This is a genomic window from Pseudomonas sp. TE3644 (assembly GCF_056278815.1).
In genome coordinates, this window is the sequence record NZ_JBWBQF010000001.1 from 2,471,673 (window position 1) to 2,485,657 (window position 13,985).

14 protein-coding genes are annotated in these 13,985 nt (G+C 64.9%); 7 read left to right on the top strand and 7 right to left on the bottom strand.

Going from position 1 to position 13,985, the window contains the following annotated elements:
- Nucleotides 1-4: 4 nt before the first annotated feature.
- Nucleotides 5-1,309, bottom strand: a complete 1,305-nt coding sequence (locus tag ACZ9GA_RS10875; protein WP_457362669.1) for an ATP-binding protein — start codon at nt 1,307-1,309, stop codon at nt 5-7.
- A complete protein-coding gene (locus tag ACZ9GA_RS10880) occupies nt 1,306-2,046 on the bottom strand; it encodes a response regulator (RefSeq protein WP_457362668.1) in 741 nt (246 codons plus the stop codon). The genes ACZ9GA_RS10875 and ACZ9GA_RS10880 overlap by 4 nt, the downstream gene beginning before the upstream one ends.
- 230 nt (nt 2,047-2,276) lie before the next feature.
- Between ACZ9GA_RS10880 and ACZ9GA_RS10885 the strand changes: the two genes are divergently transcribed.
- From ACZ9GA_RS10885 to ACZ9GA_RS10895, 3 genes are all read left to right on the top strand, one after another.
- Entirely contained in the window at nt 2,277-2,540 is a 264-nt protein-coding gene (locus ACZ9GA_RS10885; protein WP_457362667.1) for a DUF2790 domain-containing protein, read from the top strand.
- A gap of 111 nt (nt 2,541-2,651) precedes the next feature.
- Nucleotides 2,652-2,786, top strand: coding sequence for a hypothetical protein (locus tag ACZ9GA_RS10890; protein ID WP_274379842.1), 135 nt, complete (start codon nt 2,652-2,654; stop codon nt 2,784-2,786).
- Nucleotides 2,787-2,817: 31 nt separating this feature from the next.
- Nucleotides 2,818-4,074, top strand: a complete 1,257-nt coding sequence (locus ACZ9GA_RS10895; RefSeq protein WP_457362666.1) for a multidrug effflux MFS transporter — start codon at nt 2,818-2,820, stop codon at nt 4,072-4,074.
- Nucleotides 4,075-4,233: 159 nt separating this feature from the next.
- Here the strand turns inward: ACZ9GA_RS10895 and lpxO are convergent, their stop codons facing one another.
- Entirely contained in the window at nt 4,234-5,133 is a 900-nt protein-coding gene (gene lpxO, locus ACZ9GA_RS10900) for a lipid A hydroxylase LpxO (RefSeq protein WP_457362665.1), read from the bottom strand.
- A gap of 395 nt (nt 5,134-5,528) precedes the next feature.
- Between lpxO and ACZ9GA_RS10905 the strand changes: the two genes are divergently transcribed.
- The 4 genes from ACZ9GA_RS10905 to ACZ9GA_RS10920 all read left to right on the top strand — a co-directional run bounded on the left by ACZ9GA_RS10905 (nt 5,529) and on the right by ACZ9GA_RS10920 (nt 9,201).
- Nucleotides 5,529-6,470, top strand: coding sequence for an ABC transporter substrate-binding protein (locus tag ACZ9GA_RS10905; RefSeq protein ID WP_457363756.1), 942 nt, complete (start codon nt 5,529-5,531; stop codon nt 6,468-6,470).
- Nucleotides 6,471-6,489: 19 nt separating this feature from the next.
- Nucleotides 6,490-7,809 (top strand): LLM class flavin-dependent oxidoreductase, encoded by a 1,320-nt coding sequence (locus tag ACZ9GA_RS10910; protein ID WP_457362664.1) that lies wholly within the window; start codon nt 6,490-6,492, stop codon nt 7,807-7,809.
- Nucleotides 7,810-8,027: 218 nt separating this feature from the next.
- Nucleotides 8,028-8,261, top strand: a complete 234-nt coding sequence (locus ACZ9GA_RS10915) for a DUF2790 domain-containing protein (RefSeq protein ID WP_457362663.1) — start codon at nt 8,028-8,030, stop codon at nt 8,259-8,261.
- 49 nt (nt 8,262-8,310) lie between these two features.
- Nucleotides 8,311-9,201, top strand: coding sequence for a LysR family transcriptional regulator (locus ACZ9GA_RS10920; protein ID WP_457362662.1), 891 nt, complete (start codon nt 8,311-8,313; stop codon nt 9,199-9,201).
- Nucleotides 9,202-9,272: 71 nt separating this feature from the next.
- Here ACZ9GA_RS10920 and ACZ9GA_RS10925 read toward each other — a convergent pair whose 3' ends face one another.
- The 4 genes from ACZ9GA_RS10925 to ACZ9GA_RS10940 are packed head-to-tail and all read right to left on the bottom strand — an operon-like array spanning nt 9,273 to nt 13,887.
- A complete protein-coding gene (locus ACZ9GA_RS10925; RefSeq protein WP_457362661.1) occupies nt 9,273-10,136 on the bottom strand; it encodes an efflux RND transporter periplasmic adaptor subunit in 864 nt (287 codons plus the stop codon).
- A gap of 10 nt (nt 10,137-10,146) precedes the next feature.
- The gene (locus ACZ9GA_RS10930; RefSeq protein WP_457362660.1) at nt 10,147-10,347 is read right to left on the bottom strand and encodes a DUF1656 domain-containing protein; all 201 of its coding nucleotides are present in this window, start codon (nt 10,345-10,347) and stop codon (nt 10,147-10,149) included.
- 13 nt (nt 10,348-10,360) lie between these two features.
- Complete coding sequence (locus tag ACZ9GA_RS10935) at nt 10,361-12,373, bottom strand: FUSC family protein (protein ID WP_457362659.1); 2,013 nt, start codon at nt 12,371-12,373, stop codon at nt 10,361-10,363.
- Nucleotides 12,370-13,887, bottom strand: a complete 1,518-nt coding sequence (locus ACZ9GA_RS10940; protein ID WP_457362658.1) for an efflux transporter outer membrane subunit — start codon at nt 13,885-13,887, stop codon at nt 12,370-12,372. The genes ACZ9GA_RS10935 and ACZ9GA_RS10940 overlap by 4 nt, the downstream gene beginning before the upstream one ends.
- Nucleotides 13,888-13,985 lie beyond the last annotated feature (98 nt).

The following is a 13,985-nucleotide window of genomic DNA, read 5'->3' on the forward strand; positions in this document are numbered from 1 at the left end:
ACGGTCAGTTGGGCAACCGCAACACCGCCCTCAACCCCCCCATCTCACGATTACTCAACGTCAAATCCCCCCCAATCGCCACCGTCAACTGCTGTGCAATCGCCAACCCCAGCCCTGTCCCGCCGGTGTCCCGGTTTCGCGAATTCTCCAGCCTGAAAAACGGCTTGAACACTTCCTCCAGATGCGCCTCGGCAATCCCCGCTCCGTTGTCCAGCACTTCAATAGTCACGCTGCCATCCGCCGCCTGGGTACTGCCCAGGCTCACGTCTCCGGCAAATTTCAACGCGTTGTCCACCAGGTTGGTCAGGATGCGCCGCAGCGCCTGGGGCCGGGTGTCGATCTGCGCCAGGCTATTGCCCGCCAGGCTCACCGGCTGGTTGACGTCCTGGTAGTCGAACACCAGGCTCTGCAGGAAGGCGTCCACGTCGACGCGGCAACTGGCTTCGGTGGCGCCATGCAGGGTACGGGCATAGGCGATGCCTTCGCGCACTAGGTGCTCCATTTCATTGAGGTCGTTGCACAGTTTGTCGCGTTCCACGCCGTCGTCCATGAATTCAGCGCGCAGTTTCATGCGCGTCAGCGGCGTCTGCAGGTCGTGGCTGATGGCGCCTAGCAGTTGCATGCGCTCCTTGAGGTAGGCAGCGATGCGATCCTGCATGGCGTTGAAGGCGGACGCGGCATGGGTGACCTCGCTAGGGCCGCTCTCGTCCAGGCGCTGGCCGCTGCTGTTGGGGTCCAGGGCCTCGGCGGCGCTGGCCAGGCGGGTCAGCGGCCGGGTGGCCATGCGCACGGCCAGCCAGGTGCAGCCCCACACCACCGCCAGTTGGATCAGCAGCATAATTGGCAGCCACTGCGGGATGGGCATCGAGGAGGGGTGTACGTCGATAGTGATCGGCGTGCCATCGTTCAGGCGCAGGTGGGCCTGGAAGGTTTGGCGCGGGTCCACGGTGTGGGTGAAGCGCAAGCCGTGGCTGTTGTTGAGGCCCGTGAGGATGGCCTGGCCGGCGTGGGGCAATTCAGCGATGGGCAGTGGCCGACCGCCGTTGCCGTCGCCCAGCTCGAAGCGATACACCTGGCGCTCCAGGCGCGGTATCCACTCGCCGCGCTGCTCGGCGGGCAGTTGATCGAGGATGGCCACGCCGGTGGCCACGTCGCGCTCCATGGTTTTGTGCATCATCGATTCGGAGCTCAGATAGCGCTCCCAATACTGCGCGCCGAACGACAATCCGTAGGCCAGCACCAGGCCGGCCAAAAAGATCAGCGACAGCCGCGAAGCCAGGGTGCGCGGCCACGGGAACCAGGTCTTCATGCCGGCGCCCCGATCACCTGCACCGGCATGGAGAACACGTAGCCCTCGCTGCGCACGGTCTTGATGTACGCCGGCTCCCGGGCGTCGTCCAGCAGGCGTTGGCGCAGGCGGCTGACCAGCAGGTCGATGGAGCGGTCGAACAGGTCGGCGTCGCGGCCTTGGGTCAGGTTCAGCAACTGGTCGCGGTTGAGCACGCGCTGGGGGTGGTCGAGGAACACTCGCAGCAGCCGGTATTCGGCGCCGCTCAGGGCTACCAGGGTGTCCTGGGCGTCCAGCAGGTGACGGGCGCTGGTGTCCAGGCGCCAACTGCCAAAGGCCAGCAGCCGGCCGGCTTCGGTGACTTGCAGGTTGGGCGGTAGCATGCGGGTGCGGCGCAGCACGGCGTTGATGCGCGCCAGCAGTTCGCGGGCGGCGAAGGGTTTGGTCAGGTAGTCATCGGCGCCCATCTCAAGGCCAATGATGCGGTCGGTCTCATCGTTGCGGGCCGTCAGCATCAACACCGGCACGGCTTTGTACTTGCCGGCGCGCAGTTCGCGGCACAGCAGCAGGCCATCGTCGCCGGGCATCATGATGTCCAGCACGATCAGGTCGATGGGGCCGTCTTCCAGCGCGGCGCGCATTTGCCGGCCATCGCCGGCCACGGTGGTGCGCAGACCGTTCTTTTGCAGGTAGTTGCCCACCAGTTCCCGGATCTCGCGATCGTCGTCGACGATCAGAATGTGGTCCACGTGCTCCATGACTGCTCCTCAAAGGCGGTTGCGCGCATTCTACCCAGCGATGTGCGCTTTGCTCGCCTGGCTTTGTATTGCAGTGTATCTGGTGGCCAATAGATACACAGTGGTGCAAAACCCCTGTTTTACAGGCCCCCCAGGACACATTGCAGATACCCCCAAGGCATTCAATAGCACCACGGCCAGCCAATCACCCTGGCCACCCCGTAGCCAATTGAATGATTGAGGGCAGTACCATGAACATCAAGACCATCAGCGCCATCGCCGTGTTTGCCGCCACCAGCTTCGGCGCCGTCGCAGCGCAAGCCGCTGCCGCGCCGATCCAGGACAGCTACCACTATGGTCAGCACCTGGACGTACAGAAAGTGCTGGCCGACAACGCTGACGACTCGATCACCTGCAAAGTGGTCAGTGCGCACATGACCTACCTGGATTCGCAGCGCCAGGAACACGTGCTCAACTACCGCCGCATGGCCGACGCCTGCAACATGGGCGATTGAATGCCAGCTGAATGATTCGCGGTCCGGCGTAAAGACTCGGTAAAAACGGTTGCCAGGCCAGCGCCAAAGGGGGGATTCTTGCTCCATCACCCAGCCTGGCAGGGATTGACCATGAACCATTCGACTATCGGCCTGATCGCGCTGGTTGTGATTGCGATACTGGGCCCGGCCACCGTGCTCTACGACCTGTTGCGCGACACCGGCGACAAGCGACACGTAGACAAGGAGGAGGGCGGTTCCCTATAGTTGTCAGCCTACTCGTTAGGCTGCTATCTATATGCCCCGTCCCGCTTCAACGTCCAACCCGCGTGCCCCTGTCTGGCTGCTGGTGCTGATCACCATCAGCGGCACGCTGGCCATGCACATGTTCGTCCCGGCGCTGCCGGCCGCCGCCCAGGCGTTGGGCGTGGACAGCGCCGCGATGCAGCGCACCATCAGCATTTACATCCTGGGCCTGGCGTTCGGGCAGCTGGCCTATGGGCCGCTGTCCGACGGCCTGGGGCGCAGGCCCATGCTGTTGGTGGGCTTGAGCCTGTACACCGTGGCCGGGTTTTGCGCCGCCTTTGCCGGCGACCTCCACACCCTGGTGCTGGCGCGGCTGGTCCAGGCCCTGGGCGGTTGCGCGGGGCTGGCCCTGGGCCGGGCGATCGTGCGTGACGGTGCCAAGCTGGACGACGCGGTGCGCGACCTGGCACTGCTCAACCTCATGATGATGATCGGCCCAGGCTTTGCGCCATTGATCGGCTCGCTGATCAGTGAACACCTGGGCTGGCGCGCGATCTTCCTGGTGCTGGCCAGCCTGGGTGCATTGACCTTGTTGTGCACCTGGCGGCTGCTGCCCGAAACCGGCTCGCCCAGCGGCCAGGTCAGCGCCCGTGCGCTGGCGCGTGACTATGGGCATCTGTTGCGCTCACCGGTGTTTCTCGGCTTTGCCGTGGGCGGGGCGTGCATGACCACCGCCATCTACGCCTTTATCGCCGCCGCGCCTTTTATCATCGGCACAGAACTGCATCGCCCGTTGAGCGAGGTGGGCATCTACCTGGGCATGCTGATTGTCGGCATGTCGGTGGGCAATGCCTTGACCCGCCGGCTGATTCGCAGCGTATCGGTAGACCGCTTGTTGCTGGTGGGCGCCGGGCTGAGCATTGCCTCGGCCGCAAGCTTGCTGGCCGTGGTGTGCGCGGGCTGGGTGTCGGTGGCGTGGATGGTCGGGCTGGTCAGCCTGTTTGCCGTGGGCGCTGGCCTTGCCAGCCCGGCGGCGATGAGCCGGGCGTTGAGCGTGGACGCGCACTTGGTGGGCTCGGCTGCGGGTTTGTATGGCTTTGGGCAGATGGCGGTGGGGGCGTTGTGCACCTTTGCCGTAGGCTTTGGCCGCGACCCGGCGTTGGCGGCGGCCGCAGTCTTGAGTAGCGCGGCCCTGCTGGGCCTGGCCGGGTTCAGCGTGGGGATGGCCGCGCGGCGTACCCGCGAGGCCCAGGCCGCGGAATTGGCCGTAGCCGCTGCCGAAGGCTGCGCTGGCCCTGTGCCGCGCTGAAGATCTTCAGGGTTCATACGGGCCAGCGCAGCCTGGCGGCAGCGGCTACGCGCGAGATGGGGAAGTTAGCGGGGAAGTTGGTTTATTATGAAAAAGACTGTTGCGTAAACTGCAATTAAATTACCCGGCGCCCCGTTATTGCGACAGGGCGCCACTGATTCAGATATAGATGAACAACAACACGAACACCGCCACCACCGCCCACTTCTCCGCGTAATAACGGGTACGGTTACGCTTCTTCAGCGCCTTGCCGCGTTCGCGAATGGTGTAGATACGGCTGAACAGTCGGTTGATGCCCCCCGTCTTGTCACCCTCATTATTGGGCGCCGCCGCAGCCGCCATCACCTTGTAGCTGAACCAGCGGTTGAACGCCGTCGCCCAGCGATACTTGAGGGGGCGTTCGATGTCGCAGAACAGGATGATGCGGTTCTGATCCGTCGTGTTCTCGGCGTAATGGATATACGTCTCGTCAAACATCACCGCCTCACCGTCACGCCAGTGGTACGCCTCGCCGTCCACGTTGATGTAGCAGCCTGGATCGTTCGGGGTCTGCAGGCCCAGGTGGTAACGGTAGGAGCCTGCGTAAGGATCACGGTGGCGCACAAGCCGCGAGCCAGGCGGCAGGGCGGCGAACATCGCGGCCTTGACCGAGCCGATGCCGGCCAGCAGTTCGGTGGTACGCGGGCACAGCTCGCTGGCCGAGGGGTGGCTGTCGCCATACCACTTCAGGTAAAAGCGCTTCCAGCCCGTCTTGAAGAACGAATTGAAGCCCACGTCGTCGTAGCCGGCAGAGCGTTTGATCTCGCCCATTTCCATCAGGCGCACGCCTTCTTCGCGGATTTCCTCCCAGTGTTGCTGCAACGGCGCCAGGTCCGGGAAGTCGCGGGTGTCCAAGTACGGTCGCGCCGGTAGTTTGGAAAACAGGTACAGGAAGGCGTTGACCGGGGCAAGGAAACTGGAGTGGTCACTCAACTGCCGGGTGAACTTGTGGCGCACGCGCCCGCGAAAGTGTACGAAGGCAATGGAGCCGAGGAAGAGTGCAAGGATAATGAATTTCATAATGGATCGTGCAAGTAGGACCGAATACCAGAAACCTGGCCGCCATAACGTAGGAAAAGCAGAAGTACAAACAGGGAAACGTCCGGCAGTATAACCGAACATCATGTTCGGGGAACTACTGGGCGAAGGTCGCAAACAGGGTTTCACCAAATGCGGGAGCGCCCGTAGCCGCTGCCGCCAGGCTGCGCTGGCCCTATGCTCCCCTGAACATCGCCAGGGTTCACACCGTCCAGCGCCGCCGATTGCGGCTGCTTGCTGCAAAATAATCATATTAGGTTATGTCTAAAATGAATTTCACAAATGTCGCGGGCGTCGTTAGCTTATAAGCAATGGTTTCTACCAAACGCTTATCTATAACCGATGCTAGGGAGATTGCCTTGCGCACATTCGTGAAAATGGCCGCCGCCGTGCTGGCCACCTCCATCAGCCTGGGCGCCAGCGCCCTGACCCTGACCGTGGGCGACCAGAGCTACAACACCCGCGCAGTGATGGACGCCGCCGGTGTGCTCGACAACCTGCCCTATACCCTGGAATGGAAGCAGTTCACCGCCGGCTCCCCCGTCGCCGAGGCGTTGAACGCCGGCAGCCTCGACCTGGGCCTGCTGGGCGATGCGCCGCCGTTGTTCCTCGGTGCCCTGGGTGCACCGATCAAGGTGATCGCCGTGACCCAACAAAACCTGGACGGTATCGCCATCGTGGTGGGCAAGCATTCGCCGATCAAGACCGTGGCCGACATTCGCGGCAAGCGCGTGGCCATCTGGAAAGGCTCCTGGAGCCAGCAACTGCTGTTCAGCGCCCTGGACAAGGCCGGCGTGCCACGCGATGCCGTGGACATCCGCTACCTCAGCGCCCTCGATGCCTCCCACGCCCTGGACGGCGGTTCCGTGGACGTGATTGCCACGTGGGAGCCCTACGTCACCCAACAGGAACGCCAGGGCGGCCGTGTCATCGCCACGGCTCAAGGGCTGATCCCTGCGCAAAGCTTCGTGGTGGCCAACAACCATTCACGCGAAGAAAAGCGCGCCGCCATCGCCGACTTCCTGCAACGCCTGAAAAAGGCTCGCGAATGGAGCGTCAACGACCCCGCGCACAACGAGGCGTACGCCGACGCCTGGGCCGAACGCACCCGCGCCGACCGCGACATTGCCAGGGCCTGGTTCAGCCGGGCGAAAACCGATGTGGGCCCGGTGACCGAGCGAAACATCGCCGACGCGCAGAAAACCATCGATTTCTTCAGTGGCCTGGGGCTGATCAAGTCCTACCCGGCGGCCAGCCTGTTCGACACCTCGTTCAACGCTGCCGTGCAGCAACCGGCCACCGCCCAGGTTGCGCCGTAACCCGACAAGGATTGTTCCCATGAGCAAACGCACCCTCAAACTCGGCGCCCTGACCATGGGCGTCGGCGGCCCCGGCCGCCACAACCTGTGGCTGGACCCGCAACTGCCGGCCGACGCCAGCGTCAACATCGACTGGTACATCGACATCGCCCGCCAGGCGGAAGCGGCGCTGTTTGACCTGGTGTTCATCGTCGACAGCCAGTTCATCACCCCCGGCTCGCCACCCCATTACCTGAACCGTCTGGAGCCACTGACGCTGCTGTCGGCGCTGGCCGTCAGCACCCGGCATATCGGCCTGGTGGGCACGCTGACCACCTCGTATAACGAGCCGTTCAACGTCGCCCGCCGCCTGGCCTCGCTGGACTTGATCAGCAAGGGCCGCGCCGGCTGGAACGTGGTCACCAGCGGCGACGCCGGCACTGCCGGCAACTACGGCCGCGACGAGCACTACGATTACGACACCCGCTACGGCCGCGCCAAGGAACACGTGCAGGTGGTGCAGGGCCTGTGGCAGTCCTGGGAAGACGACGCCTTCGTGCGCGACCGCAGCACCGGCCGCTATTTCGACCCGGCCAAGCTGCATGCGCTCAACCACAAGGGCGAGCACTTCTCGGTGGTCGGCCCGCTCAACCTGCAGCGCTCGCCCCAGGGCCAACCGGTGATTTTCCAGGCCGGTGACTCGGAGCAGGGCAGGGAACTGGGTGCAGCGATTGCGGACGTGGTGTTCACCCATGCGCCCAGCCTTGAGCAGGGCCAAGCGTTCTACCGCGAGATCAAGGAGCGCGCCCAGCGCCAGGGCCGCGATCCCGAGCAAGTGCTGGTGCTGCCCGGCGCCGAAGTGTTCGTCGCCGACACCGACGAACAGGCCCGGGAACTGGAGCGTCACTACCACGAAACCGACCATAGTTTTGAGCAGGCCCTGCTGGAGTTCGGCCGCTCGTTTGGCTGGCACGACTTCAGCCAGTACGACCTGGACGCGCCGTTCCCGGTGCAGGCGCTGGAAGCCGCCCGCAGCAGCTTCTTCACCGTGGCCAAGCGCATCACCGACAACGCCGTGCGCGACAACCTCACCCTGCGCCAGGCCGTGCAGGCCTCCCGCCAACTGCGCCCCGGCGCCTTCGTCGGCACCGCGCGCACCGTGGCCAGCAAAATGGCCGAATGGTTCGAAGCGCGGGCGGTGGACGGGTTCAATATCTACATCGGCCACCCCGAGCAGTTCCGGCGCTTCACCGAGCAGGTGGTGCCAATTCTGCAAGAGCTGGGTGTGTATCGCACCGAGTACCCCGGCACCACGCTCCGCGAAAACCTGGGCCTGGACATTCCTCGCAATCTGAACTGACCTGTAGCCGCTGCCGCCAGGCTGCGCCGGCCCTGATGTTCACAGCAGATCTCCAGCGAGGCACAGGGCCAGCGCAGCCTGGCGGCAGCGGCTACGTGACCGCGTTAGGCGTTGTCCTTATCAATTGAGTATGAGTGCTGACGTTTTCAATCATATTCACTGGGCAGGCCGGCCCTTAACCTGTCTCCAAGGAAAAATCACTTGGAGAACAGATCGTTATGAACAAGCTCATCACCCTGGCCGCCCTGACCCTTGGCTTCGCCGCAGCCGCCCACGCCGAACCTGCCCAGACTTACCGCTACGGCCAGAAACTGGATATCGCCAAGGTCATCGACGCCGGCGACATCCCTGACGTGTGCGCGGTGGTACCGGTGACCATGACCTACGAAGACAGCCAGGGTCAGCGCCACTCCCTGGTGTACCGCGTGATGGGCAAGGGCTGCTCCAACTAAACAGGCGCTTGCGCTATCCTTGGCCCATGCCCCATGGACCAAGCCCTTCATGAACTTGCGCCACCTGCTGTATTTCAAAACCATCGTCGAGCGTAAATCCATCGCTGCCGCCTCCCAGGAGCTGCACATCGCGCAGCCACCCCTGAGCCAGCACCTCAAGACCCTGGAAGCCGATTACGGCCTGCAACTGTTCGAGCGCCAGGGCCGTGGCCTGCTGGTGACCGAGGCCGGCCAGCACCTGTACCGCCGTGCCTGCGAACTGCTGAACCTGGCCGATGAGATCGACGCCGAAATGCGCGGTCTGGCCCAGGGCGTCAGCGGCAAGGTCAGCATCGGTACCGTGACCTCCGGTGCCGCGTTCCTGGCACGGGTGCTGGGGGAGTTGCGCCAGCAGCTGCCCGGTATTCTGTTCTCTGTCTATCACGCCGAACCTGCCGTGCTGGAGGACATGCTGCAATCCCGGCAGCTGGACTTCGCCCTCAGCCAATGGCCCGTCACCAACCCCCTCTTGCACACTGAACCCTTGCAGCCGCTGACGCTTGCGGCCGTTGAATGCGCGCCTGGGCTATTGCCTGACACGGATGCGTGCAGCCTGGCGGACCTGGCGGCGGTGCCGTTGATTGTGGTGCGCAGGCGCCAGGGGCATGGGTTTTATGAGCGAGTGCAGCAGGCGTTTGCCGATGCCGGTTTGCGGCCGGAGGTGGCCTTCGAGTGCTCGGATATTTCCGCGGCGGTGGCGCTGGCCAAGGCGGGGGTAGGGGTGGCGTTGCTGCCGGTGTGGCCGGGGGATCAGAGTTTGACCGGGTTGCGCCAGCGCCGGGTGGTGGACCTGGCCAGCGACGAGCGTTTGATGCTGACCTGGCTGGCCGAGCGTGACCGCCTGCCGGCGGTGGCTCAGGCGGTGAAAGCGTTTCAGGTGCACTCAGACCGCGTCGCCTGAATCGCGGCCAAGGCCGGCTCCTACAATGCGCCTGTAGGAGCCGACCTTGGTCGCGATGCAGGCGACGCCGTTCAGCGGCCGGGCGCAGGCTGAATCACCACCGTACACGTCGTCCCCGCCGCCAGCAGCATGTCGGCCGGCACATCATCCAGCGCAATGCGCACCGGCACCCGCTGCGCCAACCGCACCCAGTTGAACGTCGGGTTGACGTCAGCCACCAACTCGCGGCTCTCGGGGTTGTCGCGGTCGTAGATGCCGCGCGAGATGCTCTCCACGTGGCCCTTGAGCACTTCACCGCTCATCATCTGCAACTGCGCGGCATCGCCCACGTGCACGTTGGGCAGCTTCGATTCCTCGAAATAGCCATACACCCAGAACGAATGCCGATCGACCACGGCCATCTTCGCTTCGCCCACCTTGGCGTAGTCGCCCGGGTGTACGTTGAGGTTGGTGACGTAGCCGTCAGTGGTGGCCAGCACCTGGGTGCGCGCCAGGTTCAGCTCGGCGGCGGCCAATTGTGCCTGGGCCTGCTGGTAGTCGGCTTGGGCGGAGCTGGCCGTGTTGCCGGCGTCTTCGCGGCTTTCCTTGGACACCACCAGGTTGTCCATGTCGGCGCGGCGGCGGGCATTGGTTTCGCGCATCTGCCAGGTGGCCTTGCGCGAGGCCACCAGGGCCTTGGCCTGGTCGACGGCGACCTGGTAGTGGGCCGGGTCGATGCGCATCAGCACGTCGCCCTTTTTCACCAGTTGGTTGTCGTGCACCGGCACTTCCACCACCACGCCGCTGACGTCCGGCGCCACGTTGATGATGTCGGCGCGCACGCGGCCATCGCGGGTCCAGGGCTGGGCCATGTAGTGGTTCCACAGGGCAGACCCCAGCCAGGCGGCCGCAGCCACCACCAACAGGGTTGCCACCACGCTGAAGAGTTTTTTCATGTCGGCTATCTCAACGGTAGATCGTCAGCGCCAGGGCGCTGAACAGGCAGATAAACAGGCTCAGGCGCACCAGGGGGGCGTGCCAGAAGAATCGGTATACATTCAGGGCAATCAATACCCGGTCCAGCAGCCACATCAGCAGGGTGCTGGCGCCCAGCACCAGCATCAGGGTGGGCAGGTACAGCTCGAGCAAATACAGTTCGCGGGGCATGGTCAGGTCCGGGTCACAGGCAGGCCAACGGCGAGCGCGGGTTGAGCAGGGCGCTGCGGATGAAGTGCAGGTAGGCGGCGCGGGGCTGCGCAGGTTGCTGCGCCAAGGCCTGGTCAAGCGCGCCCAGCGTCTGCTGGTGGTGCGCCAGGCTTGGGCGATCGAACAGGCGGGTCAGCGCCTGGCCGACCTCGGCTGGCACGCCGCCCTGTTCACGCAACTGCACCACGGCGTGGCCCACGTCCTGCACACTCAGCGCCCATTCGAGCATCTGCTGCTGCACCTGCGGACGGGCCGCCGACAGGGTGCTGGCGTGTTGCAGCACGTCGCGGGTGCGGCTTTCGAAGCGTTGACGCAGGTGCTTGAGGCTGCCCTGCACGGCAAAGCCCACTTGCCGACGCAGGTCGCGTTGCAGGTGGCGCCACGCCCAAGGGGCGTTGGTGGGCAGTATCACCGCGCCCGCCACGGCGCACAGGCCGAAGGCGATGATGTTGGCGATGCAGTCGTTGATGAACCCGGACGGGTTATAGACCGTCAGGTTCGCCGGGATCGCGCCCGAGGCAAAGGTGATCAAAAAGCCCAGGCCGATGCCCATGGTCGACATCCGCGTGGTCAGGAATCCGCCGAACAGCAACGCCGGGGCCAGCACGAAGCACAGCAGGGGGAAGCCGTCGATGTGCGGGTACACGAAGAAGTATTCGACAAACCCAAACAGGCTGCTGAGCACCACGCCCAGGCCCATCTGCACGCCCGCCCGCCATGGGTTGGGGGTAGAGGCGGTCAGGCTGATACCCGCTGCGGCGGAGATCATCAGGCTGACGCCGCTGGGCCAGGCGGTGGCCAACCAGAAAGTGGCGGCCAGGGCCACGGTGATGAAACCGCGCAGGCCGGAAGCGGCGCACACCCACAGGTTGGTACGTGGGGTGAAACCCACGGCCCACTGTTCGCGCGGGTGGTAGTGGCTGGCCAGGGAGGTGTGAGTTTGCGCGTAGTCGTGCAGCTCGGCGATCAGGCCGGTCAGCAGTTCGGCGGCGGTGTCCAGGTCTTGCTGGCAAGCCGTGGCGGGCAGGTGTTGCAGGCGCACGGCAGTGTCGGCGGCCAGGCGCTCCAGACGTTCGGCCAACGGCGCGGCGCTGGCGCTGTCCAGAGGCGTGTCGCGATAGTCTTCCAGCAGCGCCACCAGCCCGGCCAGCGCGGGTTGCAGTTCTTGCCAAGCGGCCGGTGCTTCGTGGCGCAGGCGTTCGAGTTGCTGGTACAGCGCGTTGAAGCGCGTGGTGCACTGCATGAATTCACTGTTGAGACGGCTCAGGCGGCCGCTGCGCAAGTGGGTCAGCGGGTCTTCGAACACGGTCACGCTGCGCAGGTTCTCAAGGCCCACGGCCTCGGCCACCAGCCGGCGGTTGTGCTGGGCGAAGTCGCTGGGTGCCAGGCGGCCCTTAAGGCTGTCAGCGGCAAAACCGGCGAACAGGCCCAGGCGCTTGCCGATGGTGGCGCGCAGGGCGGTGCGGCTGCTCTGCGGGAAAATCACCGCCGACACCACGCCGCTGCAAATCACCGCCAGGCCGATTTCCACCGCCCGCCACACCGCTGACAGGTACACATCCTGAGGATGGGCGAGGGCCGGCACGCCAACGATGGCGGCGGTGTAACCGGTGAGCACGAAGGCGTAGGCCTGGAAGTTGCGGTAGCGCGCCGACAGCCCGCAGCACAGGCCCACCCACAGCGCCAGGCAACCCAGGAACACATCACTGTGCTGGCCGAACAGGGCGATCAGGGTAATCACCATCACCAGGCCCAGCAGGGTACCCAGCAGACGCCAGGCACTTTTGGCGATCACCGGGCCGCTTTGCGGCTGCATCACGATGAACACGGTGACCAGGGCGGTGGACGGTTGCGGCAGTTCCAGGCGCAGGGCCACCCAATAGGTCAGGAAGGCCGCCGCCAGCAGCTTGAACAGGTAGATCCAGGTCACGCCATCGCGTTGCGTCCAGGCCCGCAGGGCGGGACGCCAGTCGGTGGCCAGGCTCATGGCTGCTGCTCGCCGCGCAGCAGCGCCAGGCCCGGTTTGGCCGGGGTGGCGCGGGCCGGGTTGGGGCTGTCGCTGCCGGCACGTACGCCGCCGCCCAGGGCAATCACCAGGTTGGCCTGGGTTTGCAGGCGGGTGGCCTGAACTTGCTGTTGGATTTGCTGCTCGTGGAACAGTTGGGTCTGGGCGTTGAGCACTTCCAGGTAGCCGGTCAGGCCACGTTGAAAGGCCATGCGCGCGATGTCGTAACTGCGTTGGGCGTCGGCCACGCCTTGGGTGGCTAGGGCGGCCTGGTTGTCCATGGACTGGCGACGGATCAGCTGGTCGCTGATGTCCTTGAGGGCCTGTACCAAGGTCTGGTTGTACTGGGCCACGGCCAGGTCATAGCCGGCAGACGCAGCGCCCAGCTGACCGCGCAGGCGGCCACCGTCGAAGATCGGCAGGCTCAGGGCCGGGCCCACGCTGCCGCCCAGCTTGTTGGCGGTGAGGAATTCCAGCACGCCGCCACCGGTACCGCTGAAGCCCAGGCTGGCACTCAGGTCCACGTCGGGGTAGAAGCCGGCGCGCGCCACTTCAATGCCGCGTGCCTGGGCGTTGACCCGCCAGCGGCTGGCGACCACATCGGGACGCTGGCCCAGCAGTTGCGCGGGCAGGTGGGCGGGTAAGGCCAGTGGCGCAGCCAGGGTCAGAGTAGGGCGCTGCAAGGTACGGGCGGCGCCGGGGCCTTTGCCGGCCAGCGCGGCCAGTTGGTTGCCGGTCAGGGCAATGGATTCATTTAGGCTGTCGATCTGACGGCGCGTTTCGGGCAACGAGGTCTGCGCCTGGCTGACCTCCAGTTGCGTGCCGATGCCGTGGTCGAAGCGCTTCTGCGCCAGGTCCAGCACCTGTTGCTGCTGCGCCAGCAGGGCCTTGAGGATGTCGCGCTGGGCGTACTGTTCGGACAGCTGGATGTAGCTGCGCACGATATTGCCCTGCAATTCCAGCTGCGCCGCGCGCTGTTGGGCGGCGCTGGCGTGGGCGTTGTCCAGGGCCTGTTCGGTGGCGCTGGCGTCACGGCCCCACAGGTCCAGGGAATAGCTTAAACCCAGGGCTGCGTTGTTGTCGAAGTTGGTGACGTCGGCCAGCTCGCCCGGGCCGTAGTAGTTGTCGGTGGGCCATTTGTGGCGGGTGATGGAGGCCTTGCCGGTCAGTTGCGGGGCTTCATTGGCCGCTTCGATACCGGCCATGGTCTTGGCCTGGCGCACGCGGGCAGCGGCTTCGGCCAGGGTGGGGCTGTTGCGTTGGGCGTCGTCAATCCAGCTGTTCAACTGGGCGTCACCGTACGCTTGCCACCAGCGGCTGTCAGGCCAGTGGGCGTCGCTGCGCGCCTGAGCAATGGCGGCGTCGGTCTGCAGCTGGTCGGCCGGCATGGGCTGGCTCTGCGGACCGATGCCGTGGGTGCTGATGCAACCACTGATTGTTAACGTTAATGTCAGTACCGCCAGGGGTAGTGCATGCTTGGAAATGAGTTGTTTCACCGCTGGTCAACCCCTGGTGTGCCCGTTGCTTCTGGATAGAAGGGATTTTACCGGTGTGCGGGTGATGCAATAAACGCAACAAAAGATGATTGTTTGTT

What these genes read in the sequence shown, in the direction of transcription:
- ACZ9GA_RS10875 (WP_457362669.1), bottom strand. Translation starts at nt 1,309, where the DNA reads ATGAAGACCTGGTTCCCGTGGCCGCGCACCCTGGCTTCGCGGCTGTCG.
- ACZ9GA_RS10880 (WP_457362668.1), bottom strand. Translation starts at nt 2,046, where the DNA reads ATGGAGCACGTGGACCACATTCTGATCGTCGACGACGATCGCGAGATC.
- ACZ9GA_RS10885 (WP_457362667.1), top strand. Translation starts at nt 2,277, where the DNA reads ATGAACATCAAGACCATCAGCGCCATCGCCGTGTTTGCCGCCACCAGC.
- ACZ9GA_RS10890 (WP_274379842.1), top strand. Translation starts at nt 2,652, where the DNA reads ATGAACCATTCGACTATCGGCCTGATCGCGCTGGTTGTGATTGCGATA.
- ACZ9GA_RS10895 (WP_457362666.1), top strand. Translation starts at nt 2,818, where the DNA reads ATGCCCCGTCCCGCTTCAACGTCCAACCCGCGTGCCCCTGTCTGGCTG.
- lpxO (WP_457362665.1), bottom strand. Translation starts at nt 5,133, where the DNA reads ATGAAATTCATTATCCTTGCACTCTTCCTCGGCTCCATTGCCTTCGTA.
- ACZ9GA_RS10905 (WP_457363756.1), top strand. Translation starts at nt 5,529, where the DNA reads ATGGCCGCCGCCGTGCTGGCCACCTCCATCAGCCTGGGCGCCAGCGCC.
- ACZ9GA_RS10910 (WP_457362664.1), top strand. Translation starts at nt 6,490, where the DNA reads ATGAGCAAACGCACCCTCAAACTCGGCGCCCTGACCATGGGCGTCGGC.
- ACZ9GA_RS10915 (WP_457362663.1), top strand. Translation starts at nt 8,028, where the DNA reads ATGAACAAGCTCATCACCCTGGCCGCCCTGACCCTTGGCTTCGCCGCA.
- ACZ9GA_RS10920 (WP_457362662.1), top strand. Translation starts at nt 8,311, where the DNA reads ATGAACTTGCGCCACCTGCTGTATTTCAAAACCATCGTCGAGCGTAAA.
- ACZ9GA_RS10925 (WP_457362661.1), bottom strand. Translation starts at nt 10,136, where the DNA reads ATGAAAAAACTCTTCAGCGTGGTGGCAACCCTGTTGGTGGTGGCTGCG.
- ACZ9GA_RS10930 (WP_457362660.1), bottom strand. Translation starts at nt 10,347, where the DNA reads ATGCCCCGCGAACTGTATTTGCTCGAGCTGTACCTGCCCACCCTGATG.
- ACZ9GA_RS10935 (WP_457362659.1), bottom strand. Translation starts at nt 12,373, where the DNA reads ATGAGCCTGGCCACCGACTGGCGTCCCGCCCTGCGGGCCTGGACGCAA.